Source organism: Vibrio neptunius, assembly GCF_000967495.1.
GTDB classification, from domain to species: Bacteria; Pseudomonadota; Gammaproteobacteria; order Enterobacterales; family Vibrionaceae; genus Vibrio; species Vibrio neptunius.
The window spans coordinates 13,564-33,755 of the sequence record NZ_JXXU01000082.1; the positions used below are offsets into that span (position 1 = coordinate 13,564).

At 48.1% G+C, this 20,192-nt stretch carries 4 protein-coding genes; all 4 read left to right on the top strand.

Features of this window, described 5'->3' with window-relative positions; translation table 11 throughout:
• Window positions 1-8 precede the first annotated feature (8 nt).
• Window positions 9-14,915, top strand: a complete 14,907-nt coding sequence (gene rtxA / locus TW84_RS24220; protein ID WP_084720279.1) for an MARTX multifunctional-autoprocessing repeats-in-toxin holotoxin RtxA — start codon at window positions 9-11, stop codon at window positions 14,913-14,915.
• Window positions 14,916-15,284: 369 nt separating this feature from the next.
• Window positions 15,285-17,186 (top strand): penicillin-binding protein 2, encoded by a 1,902-nt coding sequence (gene mrdA, locus TW84_RS21620; RefSeq protein ID WP_045977683.1) that lies wholly within the window; start codon window positions 15,285-15,287, stop codon window positions 17,184-17,186.
• Between the two features lie 124 nt (window positions 17,187-17,310).
• Window positions 17,311-18,948: a methyl-accepting chemotaxis protein gene (locus TW84_RS21625; RefSeq protein ID WP_045977684.1), complete on the top strand. Its 1,638-nt coding sequence runs from the start codon at window positions 17,311-17,313 to the stop codon at window positions 18,946-18,948.
• A gap of 588 nt (window positions 18,949-19,536) precedes the next feature.
• The coding region (gene tssI / locus TW84_RS21630; protein WP_045977685.1) for a type VI secretion system tip protein TssI/VgrG at window positions 19,537-20,192 on the top strand (656 nt) is incomplete at its 3' end.

A 20,192-nucleotide genomic window follows, 5' to 3' on the forward strand; every position in this document is an offset into this window, starting at 1 on the left:
TTTGGCTTATGGGAAAACCATTTTGGAGAAGTGTTGAATACTTCTTCACAGGGAACTATTCCGCCGATAATGGTAACAACGATATTGTTGCTATTGGGTTTGGTGGAGAAATCCATGCCTACGGTGGTGATGATCACGTCACCGTCGGATCGATTGGTGCAACGGTTCATACCGGCAGCGGCAACGATACAGTCGTAGGCGGTTCGGCATATCTAAGAGTGGAGGACTCCACTGGGCACCTTTCTGTAAAAGGCGCTGCAGGATATGCAGATATCAACAAAAGTGGCGATGGTAATGTTTCATTCGCTGGAGCTGCTGGCGGTGTATCGATTGACCATTTGGGTCATCACGGTGATGTCAGTTATGGCGGTGCCGCGGCTTATAATGGCATTACACGTAAAGGCCTGAGCGGCAACGTCACCTTTAAAGGCGCTGGTGGCTACAATAGCCTTTGGCATGAAACCAACCAAGGTAACCTCTCTTTTGCTGGTGCAGGGGCGGGCAATAAATTGGACCGTACTTGGTTTAACCAATATCAGGGTTCTCGAGGGGATGTGTCCTTTGATGGCGCTGGCGCTGCAAACAGCATTAGTTCTCGCGTTGAAACCGGAAACATCACTTTCCGTGGTGCAGGGGCTGATAACCATTTAGTCCGTAAAGGCAAAGTAGGTGACATTACTTTGCAAGGTGCGGGCGCATCAAACCGCATTGAGCGTACACGCCAAGCGGAAGATGTCTATCAACAAACACACGGTAACATTCGCTTTGAAGGTGTCGGTGGCTACAACAGTCTTTATTCCGATGTTGCCCATGGTGATATCCGTTTCTCCGGTGGAGGCGCTTACAACACCATTACACGTAAAGGCAGTAGCAGTAGCTTTGATGCTCAAGGTATGGAATATGCCAAAGCGGAAGACATCGTTCTTACTACGGCGCAAATGCATGGTTTATCGATTGATAATGGCAACAAGTTCCATGCAGTGACCGCTGTAAAATCAGAGCGAGAGCCAAATACTTATCTTTTTGCTATCGCAGATGGTGTCTACACCAAAATTAACAAAGTTCGTCTCTACAACGATTCAGAAACGGGTCAACTCAAATACTACTCTGAAGCTTGGTTTAAGCGTGGCAATCATTTAGCAGAGTTGGCTCGTGCCGATGTGTCTTCTGCTGGTGATTTTGAAGTTAATCCAATCAACGGTGGTTACACGCTTTCCAGTATAGAACTTCAACACCAACAATCGGTGACGGTTCATGCGGTTGAGCAAGACATTACTGAGTATGAGTGGATAACCTACGCCAATGGTGCACTGATTGATGCGCAAAACGTGGTCTTATCAGATGCGAAAATGGGCGGTCACGCCATTTCGACCGATGGCACCACCGTCGATGTTCAAGCCGTGAAGTCAAATCGACAACCCAATACTTACGTTTATGCGAAAGTCCTTGGGCCTTATACCAAAATTGTGGTGGTTGAACTTGCCAACGACGCCGAGACAGGTGTGCTTAAGTATCAAGCCCGCTCTTGGTACAAAGAAGGTGATCATACCGCAAACTTAGCGAACGAAGATATTTCGTCTGCAAACGGATACCACTCAATGGGTAAAGGCGGTTATTCACTCAGTGCTCTGAATTACAGCGTTAACGCGATAAGAAGCATGAGTGAAACTGTTGCAGATATCGACGAGTACACCGATCAAACCTTGTTTAGGCCAGCGACCGATAGCGGTGAAAGCTCTGGTGATGTGCATTTCAATGGTGCGGGTGGCGGTAACGTCATCAAGTCCAATGTGACGCGCGGCAATGTTTACTTTAATGGTGGTGGTATTGCTAACGTCATCTTACACAGTTCGCAGTTCGGCAATACCGAATTCAACGGTGGTGGTGCGGCAAACGTGATCGTCAAAAGTGGCGAGGAAGGGGATCTCACCTTCCGAGGTGCGGGATTGGCGAACGTATTGGTACATCAAAGCAAGCAAGGCAAGATGGATGTTTATGCAGGTGGTGCGGTCAACGTATTGGTTCGTATCGGCGATGGTCAATACCTTGCGCATTTGCTGGCGTACGGCAATATCTCTGTGCACAAAGGCAATGGCAACAGTCGAGTCGCGATGCTGGGTGGTTACAATACCCATACCCAAATCGGTTCTGGCCACGGTTTGTGGTTAGCGGCGGGCGGCTTCAATGTAATGACGCAAGTCGGTAACGGTGAGGTAACATCCGTGCTTGCGGGTGGGGCGAACGTACTAACCAAAGTGGGTGACGGTGAACTCACCGCAGGCATGTTGGGCGGTGCGAACGTGATGACTCACATTAGTGGGGATGAACAAGCCTCAAACACCACCGCGGTAGCCCTAGGCGGTGCCAACATTCTGACCAAAAAAGGTAAAGGGGATGCCCTTGCTGTGATGGGTGGTGGCGCAAACGTGCTGACTCATGTCGGTGATGGTTCAACAACCGGTGTGATGGTGGGTGGTGCGAACATCCTCACCAAGGTGGGTAATGGCGACACGACAGGTATTATGCTTGGGGTTGGCAACGTTCTGACACACGTTGGTGATGGTCAAACTCTTGGTGTGATGGGGGCAGCAGGCAACATTTTCACCAAAGTGGGCGATGGAACGTCTATTGCGGCTATGATTGGTGCGGGCAACATTTTCACCCATGTGGGCGAGGGGAATGCTTGGGCACTGATGGGTGGCCTAGGTAACGTCTTTACCAAAGTAGGCAACGGTGATGCGTTGGCGTTAATGGTGGCAGAAGCTAACGTCTTCACGCACATTGGTGATGGCATGTCAGTGGCGCTGATGCTTGCCAAAGGCAACGTTGCGACCAAAGTGGGCAACGGCACCACACTCGCTGCAATGGTTGGAAACGCCAATATCTTTACTCACATCGGCAATGGCAGTACGTTTGCTGCGATGATTGGTCAAGCCAACGTCATGACCAAAGTCGGTAATGATCTGACAGCGGCGCTGATGATCGGTAAAGCGAACATCTACACCCATGTCGGCGATGGAACCAGTTTAGGGTTGTTCGCCGGTGAAATGAACGTGATGACGAAAGTCGGTAACGGTACAACCTTGGCGGCGATGTTTGGCAAAGCCAACATCATGACGCATGTTGGCGATGGTCTCACAGGCGTGTTAGCACTGGGCGAAGCCAATATTGTCACCAAAGTGGGTGATGATTTCATGGGCGTGGTGGCAGCAGCAAAAGCGAACGTCGTGACTCATGTTGGTGATGCAACAACCGCAGCGGTATTGGCTGGTAAAGGTAATATCCTCACCAAAGTAGGCGAAGGCACCACAGTGGGTTTGTTGATATCTGATATCGGCAACGTGATGACCCATGTCGGAGATGGCACGACCATAGGTATTGCCAAAGGCAAGGCCAATATCGTGACCAAGGTCGGCGATGGGTTGGGCATCAATGTCGCTTGGGGGCAAGCTAACGTGTTTACCCAAGTGGGCGACGGTGATCGCTACAACTTTGCCAAAGGTGAAGCCAACATCATCACCAAAGTGGGGGATGGCCAAGAAGTCTCCGTGGTGCAAGGTAAAGCCAACATCATTACTCATGTGGGCAATGGCGACGACTACACCGGAGCTTGGGGTAAAGCAAACGTCATTACTAAAGTGGGCGATGGCCGCAACGTGGTACTGGCAAAGGGTGAGGCCAACATTGTTACCCAAGTGGGCGATGGTGATAGCTTCAACGCCCTTTGGAGCAAAGGCAACGTCGTGACCAAAGTGGGTGATGGTATGCAGGTGACTGCTGCGAAAGGCAAAGCCAATATCACCACCACGGTCGGTGATGGTTTGAGTGTGACGGCTGCCTACGGTGACGCCAACATCAACACCAAGGTGGGCAATGGTGTTTCTGTTAACGTGGCTTGGGGCAAATACAACATCAACACGAAAGTGGGGGATGGCCTGAATGTTGCCGTAATGAAAGGCAAAGCCAACGCTAATATTCACATCGGTGACGGTCTCAACATCAATGCCTCTTACGCACGAAACAACGTTGCAATTAAAGTCGGTAACGGCGATTTTTACAGCTTAGCGGTTGCATCGAGCAACACCAGCAGCAACAAGCTTTCGGCACTGTTTGATAACATCAAACAAACACTATTGGGTGTCGGTGGCAGCCAGGCTATTAACTATTTGGTTCACGGTGATGAAGCTTCGTCATCTGGTACGCAAAAAGGCCGTGGTGCAATTGCAACACCTGAAATCACCAAGCTGGATGGTTTCCAAATGGATGCCATTGAAGAAGTGGGCTCGGACTTGGGTGATAGCCTAACAGGCAGTGTCACTGAGGTGGATACCCCAGATCTCAACGAGATGGACAATGATCTCAACATTGACGGCGCTTCTGATAACGCTCCGAATCTGATTGTGAATGGTGATTTTGAACAAGGTGATCGTGGTTGGCAATCGACACACGGTGTTGAAGCGTCTTACTCGGGTAGCGTGTATGGCGTGAATGGAGAAGGCCATGGCACACGCGTCACTGAGCTGGATACCCACACCAATACCAGTCTTTATCAAGATTTGACCGATCTTACAGACGGTGAAGTCATTGCCGTGAGCTTTGATTTTGCAAAACGTGCAGGTCTATCGAATAACGAAGGCATTGAAGTGCTTTGGAACGGTGAAGTCGTCTTCTCATCGTCTGGTGATGCCTCTGCTTGGCAGCAAAAAACCTTAAAACTGACCGCACATGCTGGCAGTAACCGAATCGAATTCAAAGGCACAGGCCACAATGATGGGCTGGGCTATATCTTAGATAATGTCGTGGCGAAATCGGAATCTTCGCCACAAGCCAACGCAGTGAGTGGGCACGCGACACAAAATCAAGCGTCGCAGAATGCCCTATCAGACAAAGAGCGCGCAGAAGCAGATCGTCAGCGCCTTGAACAAGAAAAGCAGAAACAGCTTGATGCTGTCGCGGGTTCACAAAGTCAATTGGAGTCGACCGACCAACAAGCCATAGAAAATAACGGTCAGGCTCAACGTGATGCAGTAAAAGAAGAATCGGAAGCCGTGACCGCTGAGTTGACAACATTGGCGCAAGGTCTCGATGTGCTTGATGGCCAAGCCACGCATACTGGCAAGTCAGGCGAACAATGGCGCAACGATTTTGCCGGCGGTTTGCTCGATGGCGTTCAAAGCCAGATTGACGATGCCAAGCAGCTAGCTAGTGACAAGATGGCGGCGGCGAAGCAGACGCAATCTGACAATAACAGCAAAGTTAAAGATTCTATTGCCAAGTCTGAAGCGGGTGTCGCCAAAGGTGAGCAAAATCGAGCAGGTGCAGAGCAAGACATCGCCGAAGCTAAAGCCGATGCAGAAACACGCAAAGCCGATGCTGTGGCGAAAAGCCACGACGCGAAACAGGCCGAATCTGACGCACACAGCGCTGCAAACGACGCACAATCGCGTGGTGATCGCGATGCAATGAATGCCGAAAATAAAGCCAACCAAGCACAGAATGATGCGCAAGGGGCGAAGCAAAACGAAGCCGATCGTCCAGACCGCCAAGGCGTGGCTGGCAGCGGCCTTTCGGGTAACGCTCATCGCGTGGAAGGGGCTGGTGAAACGGGCAGTCATGTTAACACCGATAGTCAAACAAACGCTGATGGTCGATTCAGTGATGGCTTGACCGAGCAAGAGCTGGAAGCGCTGGAAGGGGCGACAAACGCCGTTAATCGTCTGCAAATTAACGCAGGTATTCGCAGTAAGAACAGTGGTAGCACCATCACCTCAATGTTCACTGAAGCGAACGCTGACAGCATTGTGGTAGACACTACGGTGTCTCAGGATGTGGTTCGAAAAGAGGTTCGCATTTCTGGGGTGAATTTAGTAGGGCTTGGTGAAGCTTCGCATGATGGAGCTGAGGTCGGAACGGCAGTCAATACTATGTTGCGTGAATCTCTGCCCTTTTACTCACTTCGTACCGAGCGTAATCTCTTGGTGCAAGAAGGCGATGAAGGTTTCGAAGTCCGCTCATGGCCGGGTTCCGATGATAAGAGCAAGACCATCCTTCTGGATAATCCTGAAGATGCCGCTCAACAAAAAGCCATGGAGCGCTTCATTCTAGCAAACTTCGACAATTTCGAGCAGATGCCAGATGAGCTCTTCTTAGTGGACAACAAGGTGCTCTCGCATCACGATGGCCGCACGCGAATTTTGGCTCAGAAAGAAGACGGTGCTTGGACGTACAACACCAACTCAGAGTTGATGTCGGTAACTGAACTACTTGATGCTGCTCATGTAAGCGGCAAAGTGCGTGGTGAAAGCTACCAACAAGTGATCGATGCTTTGGCTGAGTATCATGCGAGTACAGCTGAACACGCAGACTATGAACTTGAGTCAGTGGAGCAGCTGGTCAACTTACGTAAAAAGATTGAAGGTTATGCTCTGGGCCATCCAGATTCTGGTCGTCTTGAAGCGATGAACTCACTGTTAAATCAGGTTAATTCACGTTTAGAAGAAGTCTCTGTTCTGGCGGTCTCTGAACAAAGCATCAAAGCGCACGATAGTTTTAGCCGTCTATATGATCAGCTTGACAATGCCAACTTAAAACAGAGTAAACATCTGTATCTGGATGGAAATGGCGATTTCGTCACTAAGGGTAAAGGCAATCTTGCCAAGATCGATCAGCTAGGTGGTAGCGATGCTGTACTTGAAAAAGTAAAAGCATCCGTAAGTCATGAATATGGTCAAGCCATCGCCGATTCGATCTTCGCTGGGCTTTCTGCCAATGAACTTGCCAAAGATGGCAAAGGCATTGATATCACTGGGTTAAACAGAGTACACCAAGCGCTTGAACAGCATATGTCACCAGTGAGCGCAACCATGTACATTTGGAAGCCGAGTGATCACAGCGCGTTGGGTCACGCCGCATTGCAAATTGGCCAAGGGCGCACGCAGATCGACGCTCAAGCCGCGGCCGACTTCAACAAACAAAATTACGTCAGTTGGTGGCCACTCGGTAGCAAGTCATCCAATATCCGCAATATCTTCAACGTGGCGACAGAATATCAGCCAGATCTCAAACTACGCTGGAGCGACTTCAGTCAACCGGCGCATCAAAATGATACGCTTGAGCATGATATGGCATCGGAAGAAAACGATGGCTTTGGCTTGAACGATGGCGAAACTAAGCTGAAACGCTTTATCGAAAAGCTCAACGCCGCGAAAGGTATTGACGCAGCCTACAAAGATGCCTCTGAAGGTTATGCGAGTGTGCTACTGGGCAATCCGGATATGCTTGTATCGACAGGCATTCCAGCGCATGTTTTCCAGCCATTCGTCGATCAATGGAATGACACCAGCTACGACATGATGGACGTAGCAAACCGTTTTGCTCAAGAGCTACAGAAACAAGCTCAAGCAAGTGGCGATCCAGCCCTTGTGGCAAAACGCATCGACAACGTGGTTCGTCTATTTGCTGAGAGAGCGCTGGAAGAAATCGAAGCCTTTAAAGCTAGCGAAGCTGATGAAGGTCGAGTGTTCCGCATCAACCTAGAAGGCTTGGATGTGGCGGCGATGCAAGCAGAGTGGAATCGTTTAAGTCACGATCCAGATGCTCGCTATCAGTTGTTGACCAAAAACTGCTCAAGTACAGTCGCAAAAGTGTTAAAAGCGGGTGGGGCTGACAAACTTATCGGTCACACATGGCGACCTAAGTTTGGTGTTTGGACGCCGACAGAGCTTTTCAACTTTGGTCAGGCACTGCAGGAAGCTCAGCTTGAGATTTCCGCGAAGAAGCAAAGTCATCAAGTCAATGATGACCTTGATGCCTTGTCAGGCAGTGAGAAGCACAAAGACAAGGTGGCGATTGAAAATGATGGTACGCCGCCGCGCGATAAAGTATCTCTTAGCCCGCTGACTCGATTCCTCAACAATGAGTTATACGGTGGGAGAGATGCGCGTCGTAAGATTGGCGACATCACGCAAACCCTACTTGATCATGCGGTAGAAAAGGGTGAGTCGCAGAAAGTCACCCTGAAAGGGGAGGCGGGTCGTCTAACGGGGTATTACCATCAGGGAACGGCCTCAAGCGACAGTGAAACGAGCACGACAAGCGGCAAAGTCGTGTTGTTCCTGCATGGTTCTGGTTCGTCTGCTGAAGAGCAAGCGAGTGCGATTCGCAGCCACTACCAGAAACAAGGTATCGACATGCTTGCAGTCAACCTGCGTGGCTATGGTGAAAGCGATGGCGGGCCAAGCGAAAAAGGCTTGTACCAAGACGCTCGCACCATGTTCAACTACCTAGTGAATGACAAGGGTATTGACCCAAGTAACATCATCCTGCACGGCTACTCAATGGGCGGTCCAATTGCCGCTGATTTAGCACGTTATGCTGCGAAAAATGGCCAAGCGGTGTCGGGCTTATTGCTTGATCGACCTATGCCAAGTATGACCAAAGCCATCACCGCTCATGAAGTGGCGAACCCTGCTGGTATTGTGGGTACGATTGCGAAAGCAGTTAACGGCCAATTCTCGGTGGAGAAGAACCTAAAAGGTTTGCCTCAAGAGACACCAATTCTGCTACTCACGGACAACGAAGGCTTGGGTGAAGAAGGCGAGAAACTGCGTGCCAAACTGGCCGTTTCTGGCTACCAGGTGTCGGGCGAACAAACCTTCTATGGCCATGAAGCAAGCAATCGTTTAATGAGCCAATATACGGGAAAAATTGTGTCTGATTTGTTTGATACACAACACATCAAACACAATGAAGCAAAGTTAAACCAAGAATCACACGGCAAGAACTACGAGTCCCGAGATCTTATCCTAAAACCAATTTCGCAGCCTGAAAAGGTTGAGCTTGGCATGCCAGAGGCGGATCAAACAGTACTAGCAGATATTGCAGAACGTGAAAATGTGATTATTGGTGTGCGTCCTGTTGATGAGAAATCTAAATCTCTGATTGCATCTAAGATGTACAGCAGTAAAGGTCTCTTCGTTAAAGCCAAAAGTTCTGATTGGGGACCAATGTCAGGCTTTATCCCAGTAGATCAATCATTTGCAAAAGCATCAGCAAGAAGAGATCTTGAAACGTTTAACCGTCATGCAGAGCAATCTATTCAATCTGGTAATGCGGTAAGTGCCGACTTGTACCTCAATCAAGTTAGGGTAGAAGAGCTGGTCTCCAAATATCACTCACTCACCCCTCTGGAGCTGGATGACCAGAGCGGTATGTATAAAACAACGGCGACCAATGGTGACCAAAGCGTTCCTTTCTTCCTAAATAAGGTGACGGTAGACGGCAATGAGCTATGGCAGGTTCATTACATCACAAATGGGGAATTGGCGCCGTTTAAAGTCATTGGTGATCCGGTCTCAAAGCAGCCAATGACGGCAGATTATGATTTGCTTACTGTGATGTATTCCTATGGAGACCTCGGTCCACAGGATAAGATAAAACAGCCATTAACATGGCAGCAGTGGAAAGACTCTGTTACGTATGAAGACTTAACGCCTAAATACAAAGAGCTCTATAGCAATCAAGATCTCTACAACAAGAAAGATGGAGCAAGCCTTGGTAATTTGAGCGGCCGCTTAAAAGAGCTTAAGGATCGGATTAATGTTGATTTAGGTCGAACTAATGGTCTCGAGATGGTTCATCACGGTGCAGATGACGCAAATCCTTATGCCGTTATGGCGGATAACTTCCCTGCTACTTTCTTCGTTCCGAAAAGCTTTTTCGCCGAAGATGGCTTAGGGGAAGGCAAGGGCTCGATCCAAACCTATTTCAATGTCAATGAACAGGGTGCAGTGGTAATCCGAAATCCACAGGAGTTTTCTGATTTCCAGCAGGTGACGATCAATGCAAGTTTTCGCGCTTCATTTAATGATAAGTGGAATCATGGCTTAGATGAGCCCTTATTTACGACCAAGCGTAAACTGTCTCATGAATATCTAAACAAGAGAGAGCAATTACTTAAAAAGTTATCGGGCGATCGTCTCGACGCTCAGGATGAGACACTGGTGGCGCTTGGTAATCCAGATGATGTGTCAGGTAACAAGGCCAAAGTAGCGGTCGATGTATCGCAGATCTTTACTAGGCAAGAACTCAAAGAGAGAGCAAACGTCTTCGCTAAGCCGATTGGCGCATCCTATCAAGGTATTCTCGATCAACTTGATCTTGTTCATCAGACGGTAAGCCGTGATCAAATCGTCGCGAGCTTTGAGCTGAATAAGAAGGTCAATGCCTACATAGCTGAACACCCAACGTCGGGGCGTAATCAAGCGCTAACGCAGTTGAAAGAGCAGATCACCAGTGCCTTGTTTATCGGTAAGATGCAAGTTGCCCAAGCGGGTATTGACGCAATCGCACAAACAAGACCAGAGCTTGCAGCGCGTATCTTTATGGTCGCGATTGAAGAGGCCAACGGTGAACATCTAGGTTTGACGGATATGATGGTTCGTTGGGCCAATGAAGACCCATACTTGGCACCGAAGCAAGGCTACAAAGGCGAAACACCAAATGACCTCGGCTTTGATGCCAAATACCACGTAGATCTCGGTGATCATTACACTGACTTCAAACAGTGGCTAGAAACGTCTCAGTCTAACGGGTTGTTGAGTAAAGCTGTGTTGGATGAATCCACTAAAACGGTTCATCTTGGCTATAGCTATCAAGAGCTTCAGGATTTGACGGGTGTAGAATCGGTGCAAATGGCATTCTACTTCTTGAAAGAAGCTGCGAAGAAAGCGGATCCGATTTCCGGTGATTCAGCTGAAATGATATTGCTGAAGAAGTTCGCTGATAATAGCTACCTATCGCAACTTGATTCTGACCGTATGGATCAAATTGAAGGGATCTACCGTAGTAGCCATGAGGCGGACGTTGATGCTTGGGATCGTCATTACTCTGGTGCAGCTTATGATCAGTTGACGACTAAACTTGCTGGTGCCGCGGGTGTTGACGAGCAGCTTTCGGTTCTTCTCAATGACCGTAAAGGCCTCTTGATTGGTGAAGTGCATGGCAGTGATGTCAATGGCTTGCGCTTTGTTAATCAACAGATGGATGCGCTGAAAAAGCAGGGTGTCACCGTGATTGGCCTTGAGCATTTGCGCTCAGACCTCGCGCAGCCACTAATTGATCGCTACTTAGCTACAGGCGTAATGTCGAGTGAATTAAGTGCAATGCTTAAAACCAAGCATCTCGATGCTACTTTGTTTGAAAACGCACGTGCGAACGGTATGCATATTGTGGCGCTGGATGCCAATAGCACCGCGCGTCCAAACGTTCAGGGAACTGAACATGGTCTAATGTACCGTGCTGGTGCAGCAAACAACATTGCGGTGGAAGTACTACAAAGCCTGCCTGATGACGAAAAGTTTGTTGCCATCTATGGCAAAGCGCACTTGCAGTCGCACAAAGGGATTGAAGGGTTCGTTCCAGGTATCACGCACCGCCTTGACCTTCCTGCGCTAAGAGTCAGTGACTCGAACCAGTTCAGGGTTGAACAAGACGATATGACTTTGCGTGTTGTCTACGATGATGTGGCCAACAAACCGAAGATCACGTTTAAGGACAGCCTGAGTGGCGTAAATACAACTATTCACAACCAAAATGTCAATGACTGGGAACGTGTTGCCGTGACTCCAACAGCGGACGGTGGTGAAACCCGTTTTGACGGTCAAATCATCGTCCAAATGGAGAACGACTCTGTTGTTGCAAATGCCGCCGCTAACCTCGCGGGTAAGCACCCTGAAAGCAGTGTAGTAGTGCAGCTGGATTCAGACGGCAACTACCGTATTGTGTATGGCGACCCGGTAACACTGGATGGAAAGCTACGTTGGCAGTTGGTGGGTCATGGTCGTGATGATTCAGGCAGCAACAACACACATTTGAGTGGTTACAGCGCCGAAGATCTGGCAGAGAAATTAGCCAATTTCCAGCAGTCGTTTAGCCAAGCGGAAAACATCAACAACACGCCTGATCATATTAGTATTGTTGGTTGTTCATTGGTGAGTGATGACAAACAAAAAGGCTTTGGTCATCAGTTTATCAATGCGATGGATGTCAATGGTCTTCGCGTTGATGTGTCTGCACGCAGTTCAGAATTGGCAGTTGATGCGACGGGTCGCAAGCATACTAAGGACGAAAATGGCGATTGGATTCAAAAAGCCGAAACCAATAAAGTGTCGCTAAGCTGGAATGAGCAAGGCGAAGTGATTGCCAAGGAAGAACGTATTCGCAATGGCATTGCCGAAGGCGATATCGACCTATCTCGTATTGGTGTCAGCGACGTCGGTGAGATTGCACGTGGTGCGATTGGTGACAACAATGATGTGTTTGATGCGCCAGAAAAACGCAAAGTGGCAACGGAAACCTCATCTTCCGCTGCAAACAATAAACTCAGCTACTCCGGCAACATTCAAGTCAACGTGGGTGATGGTGAGTTTACAGCTGTAAACTGGGGCACATCCAATGTGGGCATTAAAGTCGGCAGCGGTGGCTTTAAGTCGCTGGCCTTTGGTGACAATAACGTCATGGTTCACATTGGTAATGGTGAAAGCAAACACAGCGTCGATATGGGTGGCTATCAGGCACTAGAAGGTGCACAAATGTTCATCGGTAATCGCAATGTGAGCTTCAACTTAGGTCAGAGTAATGATCTGCTTGTGATGATGGACAAGTCTATTCCGACTCCACCATTGGTGAATCCGTTCGACGGTGCCGCTCGTATTTCGGGTGTGCTACAGAGCATTGCTACCTCGGGTGAGGACCAAGATTGGCTTGCTGCTCAAGAGCAGCAATGGACATTGTCGGGGGCGAAGAAGTTCGTCAAAGATATGTCTGGCTTGGATCAGAGTAGCAGCGTTGATTACACCAGTTTGGTTGAACTGGATTCGCACAATGAGCGCAGTAGTCGTGGCCTGAAACACGATACGGAAGCGGCGTTAAACAAGCAGTATAACCAATGGTTAAGTGGCAATAGCGACTCTAGTGCCGGCAAACTCAGCCGTGCAGATAAGCTTCGTCAAGCCAATGAAAAGCTGGCGTTTAACTTCGCCGTGGGTGGTCAGGGTGCGGATATCCAAGTGACGACAGGCAACTGGAACTTTATGTTTGGTGACAACATCCAGTCAATTTTGGATACCAACCTAGGTTCACTGTTTGGCCTCATGACACAGCAGTTCTCTGCCACAGGTCAGGCAAAAACCACCTTCACCTATACGCCAGAAGATTTGCCTCGTCAGCTAAAGAATAAGCTGCTAGGTCAGATAGCTGGAGTCGGTGCTGAGACCACGCTGGCGGATATTTTTGGTGTGGATTACACCACTTCGGGCCAAATTGTTTCGCGCAATGGTGAAGCCGTCGATGGTGTGGCGATCCTAACAGAGATGTTGGAGGTCATTGGTGAGTTCAGTGGTGATCAACTGCAGTCCTTTGTTGACCCTGCTAAGTTGTTGGATGGCTTGAAGTCGGGTATCGACATGGGGGCAGATGGCATTCAGTCTTTTGCTGAAACTCATGGACTGAGAGACAAGGCACCAGAAGAGGAAGAAAGTAAGTCTTCGGTTTCTGTCAATGGTACGAGTGTGAATAACAGTCAAGGAGCGAGTGATTCTGATGGCAATACCGAAACAGCAGAAACGCAAGATCGTGCTTTTGGCTTTAACTCGCTTAACCTGCCAAATTTGTTCGCTACTATCTTCAGTCAAGACAAGCAGAAAGAGATGAAATCGCTGGTGGAAAATCTCAAAGAGAACCTCACCGCTGATCTACTGAACATGAAGGAAAAAACGTTTGATTTCCTTCGCAACAGTGGCCACCTCCAAGGTGATGGCGATATCAACCTCTCCCTAGGAAACTACAACTTCAATTGGGGTGGTGATGGTAAAGATCTTGGTGCGTATCTAGGAGACAATAACAACTTCTGGGGAGGACGTGGCGATGACGTATTCTACGCCACAGGCACGTCAAACATCTTCACTGGTGGCGAAGGCAGCGATATGGGCGTTCTGATGGGACGTGAAAACATGATGTTTGGTGGTGATGGTAACGACACTGCAGTTGTTGCTGGACGCATTAACCATGTCTTCCTTGGCGCCGGTGATGACCAGTCGTTTGTCTTTGGTGAGGGCGGTGAAATTGACACTGGCTTAGGCCGAGACTATGTGGTGACGTCTGGCAACTTCAACCGTGTGGATACGGGAGACGGTCAAGACTACTCGGTAACGATTGGTAACAACAACCAAGTAGAACTAGGCGCGGGCAATGACTTTGCTAATGTCTTCGGTAACTATAACCGTATCAATGCAAGCGCGGGTAACGATGTGGTGAAGCTAATGGGCTACCATGCCGTGCTGAATGGTGGTGAGGACGAGGATCACCTCATCGCTGCTGCCATCTCTAAGTTCAGTCAGTTCAACGGTGGAGAAGGCCGTGACCTGATGGTGTTGGGTGGTTATCAAAACACCTTCAAAGGTGGCACGGATGTGGACAGCTTTGTGGTGAGCGGTGATGTCATCGACAACCTTGTTGAAGATATTAGCAGCGAAGATAACATTGTCTTCAATGGCATCGATTGGCAGAAACTGTGGTTCGAACGTAGCGGGTACGATCTGAAATTGTCCATTCTGCGTGACCCAGTCAGCGAGACTGACCAAGCGAAGTTTGAGCATATTGGTTCGGTAACGTTCAATGATTACTTCGACGGTAAGCGTGCGCAGATGATTATCGCAATGGGTGAGAAAGACGCAAACGGTGAACGTGAGTACACAACGTTATCTGAAAGTTCGATTGATGCTCTAGTGCAAGCAATGAGTGGCTTTGACCCTCAGGCAGGAGACAATGGATTCATCGATAACCTAGACAGCAAATCTCGCGTGGCGATTAGCACGGCGTGGGCGGACGTTGTCCATAAGAAGGGTATAACGGTGTAATTTTCATCTTCCATTAACATCAAAGCCGCCTGAATAAAGGCGGCTTTTTTCTGGCTTCAACGTAAGCAGGTGGTAAAAACCACTCAATCATGTCATTCCAAATTTAAACCTTTACCCCGCAAGTAATTAGAGTCTTTCCAAGGCCGTATTACCTTCAATATCTATCTTTATCAAGAGCGAACGGTTTCGATGAACCCGTAATGAGAAGCAGAGATACGGAATGCTGGTGATAGGGGAGCTAACGCAGTTGTTGACACTCTTCGTACACAAGGTTTACCCGTTGTTGTTAAAGTAGGCCCCAATGTAGCCAAGTGTAAATAAATTGACAGGGTTTGAACGATAAAACCACCGTCAATTTGTCCCTTTATTATGAAGTTCAACCAACAACGTACCCCCATGCGCAATCATGAGTGGGAAGTGAAGCTGTTCCAACGCCGTGCGGTCGTTGCGTTTATTGCGATGATCACCTTATTGGGGGTGCTGGTGGCAAATCTTTACCATCTTGAGGTCAAAGATTTTAGCTACTACCAAACTCGGGCCAATGATAACCGAATTCAGGTTCTGCCTATTTCGCCTGCTCGGGGCCTGATTTACGACCGTAATGGTCATCTGATTGCCAAAAACATTCCTATTTATGTGCTGGATGTGTTTCCCGATAAAGCGGTCAACCTCGAACAATCGATTGTTAATCTGCAAAAATATGTCGACTTATCACCGGAGCAGTTACACAAGCTAAAGCATCTCTATCGCGGACGCTTTAAGGCGATGACGATAAAAGGGCAGTTATCTGAACGAGAAGTGGCGCGTTTTTCTGCTCATCAACATGAATTTCCGGGCTTCATGATCAACGCGGAAATGAAGCGTTTCTATCCTTACGGTGAGTCACTCACACACGTTGTTGGTTATGTTTCTCACATCAATGATCGCGATATTGAACGTCTCAAGCGTCGAGACGAACTATCTAACTATCGGGCGACAAAGAACATTGGCAAGCTGGGTATCGAACGCTACTACGAAAAAATGCTCCATGGCAAGCAAGGTTACGAAGAAGTCGAAGTCAACAGCCGTGGGCGAGTGATTCGCACCATCAAATATGTTCCTCCTGTCGCGGGGAAAGATATTGTGCTGAATATCGATGCTGATTTACAGAACTATGTCTATGAGTTACTGGGAGACAGGCAGGGCAGTGCGGTCGTACTCGACCCGAAAGACAACAGTATATTGGCGATGGCCTCCAGCCCAAGCTATGATCCTAACCCGTTTGTCGATGGAATTTCAGGCCCTGCCTATCGTCAATTGCTTGAGGATGTCCATCACCCATTGGTTAACCGTGCCACTCTTGGTGTCTATCCGCCCGCTTCTACGGTGAAGCCCTTCATGGCTATTGCTGGGCTGAGCGAACACGTCATTAGCCCAACGACGATCCGCAACGATCATGGTCGTTGGCAGATTCCAGGTTCCAGTCGCCATTCTAAAGCTTGGCGTGACTGGCGTCGCTGGGGGCATGGTGATGTCGACGTCACAGTAGCAATAGAAGAATCGGTAGACTCATTCTTCTATCAGATGGCTTACGATTTGGGTATCGACCGTATATCAGACTGGATGGGGCTGTTTGGGTTTGGTCAACTGACAGGCATCGATATTCTTGAAGAAACCGCAGCCAATATGCCAACTCGAGAATGGAAACAGCGACGTCACCATCAGCCTTGGTACAAAGGCGATACGGTGCCTATCGGTATTGGTCAGGGTTACTGGACGGCGACACCATTGCAGATAGCAAAAGCCACATCGGTATTGGTCAATCATGGTAACGTGACCCCCCCTCACTTGCTCAAAGCAGTGATTGAGCATGGCCAGAGTTTTGAGTCCGCAACTGCGGTGGATCAGCCAGTATTCAACGACATGAAGCGAGTAGATGACAAATCATGGGACATTGCTCTCAATGCGATGCGATTAGTCAATGAGGGGTCAAGAGGATCAGGCCGCAGAGCGTTCAGAGGGACTGAGTATTGCAGTGGTGGGAAATCTGGTACAGCGCAAGTGTTTGGTCTCAAGAAAGACGAAGTTTATAACTCCAAAGCGCTGAGACACAACCTCCTCGATCACGCATTGTTTACCGGTTTTGCGCCTTGCCAGCACCCTGAATATGTCACCACTGTGGTCATCGAACATGGTAACGGTGGGTCAAAAGTTGGGGCGCCTTTTGTCAGGCATGTTTTTGACCATTTACTCACTGAAAAGGATAAGCAGACCTCCAATAAGCAGACCTAAATCTGTATCCCTGCGTTGCTCTAGCGTTTTACGATGAATTTTTGATGATCGGTAGCGGAATCCCATATTGTCATCTAGATTCATATGGTTAGTTGGAAACTATGAGTAGAGTAGGGATACGAACATGAAGCGACTTTTGTCTCAGTGGTCTGTGACCAATCGATTGGTAGCTATATTCGTTGTATTTGTCGTCACTATCGTTTTGATTGCGACCGATATTATTGTGACTTTAGAAAAGAATAAGCAAGACGGTACGGTCATTAATGTCGCAGGTCGACAGCGAATGTTGACCAAGAAGTTTGCCAGTGAGGTCATGCTCTCCATCTATGAGGGGCATAAGTCTTCTCATCCTCAGCTCAATTACGACAATACCATTAAACTTTATGAGACTTCACTAAGGGCATTAAAAGGAGGAGGCCAGACCTTCTCTGACTTAACGATGAAAACCCCAATTAATTTGGTTGAAAGTACCGCGCAAGATTTTAAAAGTAGGCTTGGTAATGTAGAGCAGTTGTGGAATACGCAAAAAGCCATGGCTTTCTCTTTGCTGCAACAAACGGGCAAGCCGACCGAAGAGCAGGTTGATCAGTTTATGCTAGCCAACCACAAAACGCTGGGGGCGATGCACCAAGCGGTGCTGAGTTATAACCGCTATGCAGACGGCAATGCTCAAGGCTTAAAGCAAGATATCTTAGTCATAGCAGGTGTCGGTATACTTGTTGTTATTGTACTCTCATACTTTATCGGCCACAGTTTAACCCAGCCTATTCATCAATTGGTAGCAGTGAGCCGAGACACCAGAAAAGGTGACCTAGAAGATAAAGACCATATCGATGCGCTGATCAACAAGAGTGAACTTGGCCTGTTGGCGAAGAATATTCAGTCGATGAGGCATGCATTGTCTTCGGTGATTAAAGGGCTTAAAACTAGTGCGGATAATATCTCCAGCTTATCGGGCCGGGTAGAGTTGCTATCGCAAGAGGTCAATGAAAGCTACGATGATGAAAAACGCAAGTACGAAGAGATTGCGCAAATTTCTGATGGCTTGGTCGATTCCTTTAGCCGTGTTTCAGGGATGGTGGGTCAAACGTTAGAATCGGCTGCGCAAAGTCAAACCAGCGCAAAGCGTGGTTTAGATTCTGTTCACGCCAACATGAAAGCCGTCGAGCTAGCTTCTTCGGAATCGCATAAAGTGTCTGAAAACATTCAGGAACTCAGCTCCGTTGCTGAGCAAGTGTATAGCATTATTGATGTTATCCAGACCATTGCCGAACAAACCAACTTACTAGCGCTCAATGCGGCGATTGAAGCGGCGCGAGCAGGTGAACAAGGCAGAGGCTTTGCCGTTGTGGCTGACGAAGTGAGAATGCTGGCGAGTAAAACCAATGACTCAACGGGAGAAATTAGTAGCTTGCTCAATGACTTGACCGACCGAGTGAAAGTCTCTGTTGATTCTGTGGCTCAGTTACAGAAAGAAGTGGAAAACAGTAAGCAATGCAGCAGTGAAACGGCAGATAACATCGATAGAATTTCCAGCTCGATTACGTTAACCGTCGAACAACAGAATGAAATTGCCGTACTGATTGACGAGCAGTCTCGTAGCATCAACGAACTCAAACAAGCACAAGACTACCTATCTAATCTTCTTCAGAATACCAACAAGAAGATCATCGACAGCTCTCATATTGCGGTAGATATGAGTGACATGGCGAAGGGGATCTCGTCCACCTTAAATGACTTCTCTACGTCGGTTCATAAGTAACAATTGGATCAATAACGAGCAACTCTGAATCTACTTGGGGTTGCTCGTTTGTCGTGTGGTCAAGGTTTCTCAAATCATCGCTGAGTACCCAGCTATCTTTATGCCATCGCCCACTTAAACTTACCCGCACGTTTATCGAATTCATCCCAATTACAATACAGAATCATAGCCTATTCTTATCGGGCTCTTGGCATCATCTGAGGAACATGCCTTGGCACTAGCTCAATGTATTGATTGCGTGGAGCAGGGAAGACACTGGCGAATGGCACCGGAGCCAGAAAGTTGGACACAATGTAGCGTTTTCTCCATGTATAAAAGATACCTACTGAACGTTTTTGCCAACTGACTCGAAAAAGTAATTATGACACTTTAGACATAATGAGTGCTTTTAACTGACATAATAGACATATTTTGGCTGGGTACCGTTATTTTCAGTAGGCCATTATGTAAAGTGCGCTGTTTTATCCATGCCTATACCAGTTAAAACGCCGTCGTGAGTGACGCAAAATAACTTGATACAGTTTATTCAATTGAGATGCATGTAGTTTTGTTGCAGATGATAACTTATCTTCACAAGAGTGAAACTGTATGGCGAATGATATTGAGTTTACCTTTGAGGTCTCCGATGTTGTAGAAAGGTTCAAAGTAGAAAGTTTTTGTGTTCAGGAAGCCCTGTCTACCTGGTTTGAAATCAATTTGACGGTGTTATCAGAGAGTAAGGAGATGACCTTTGATGCACTGAGTAGAAAAAACGGTGTGCTAAGTCTCTTCGGTCAAGGTACCGCGACAGCTCGTCATTTTCACGGTAGTATTTCTCAACTCTTCTACTTAGGCACGGGGCGGCGTTACTCTCGCTATCAGATTACCCTAGTACCGCAGCTGTGGTTTTTAACCCAGCGCCAAGATTGTCGGATTTTTCAAAATAAAACTGCGCCAGATATTATTCGCCATGTTTTTGATGGCGCGGGGATGCACGATTACCGCTTGGAACTGACGGCTCACTATCAGAACAAAGACTACGTGCTCCAATACCGTGAAAGTGACCACCATTTTGTTCAGCGTCTTTTAGCCGAACACGGCATGTGGTTTTACTTTGAACACAGTGATAACGCACACACTATGGTGATTGTTGACAGTAATGATGCCATTCCTGAGCTGATAAGTACGCATCAGAACGCGTCCTATCTTGGGCCCATCCAGTTTCATGCTCACGGTGGCGGTGTTGCCGATAGAGAGCATATTTT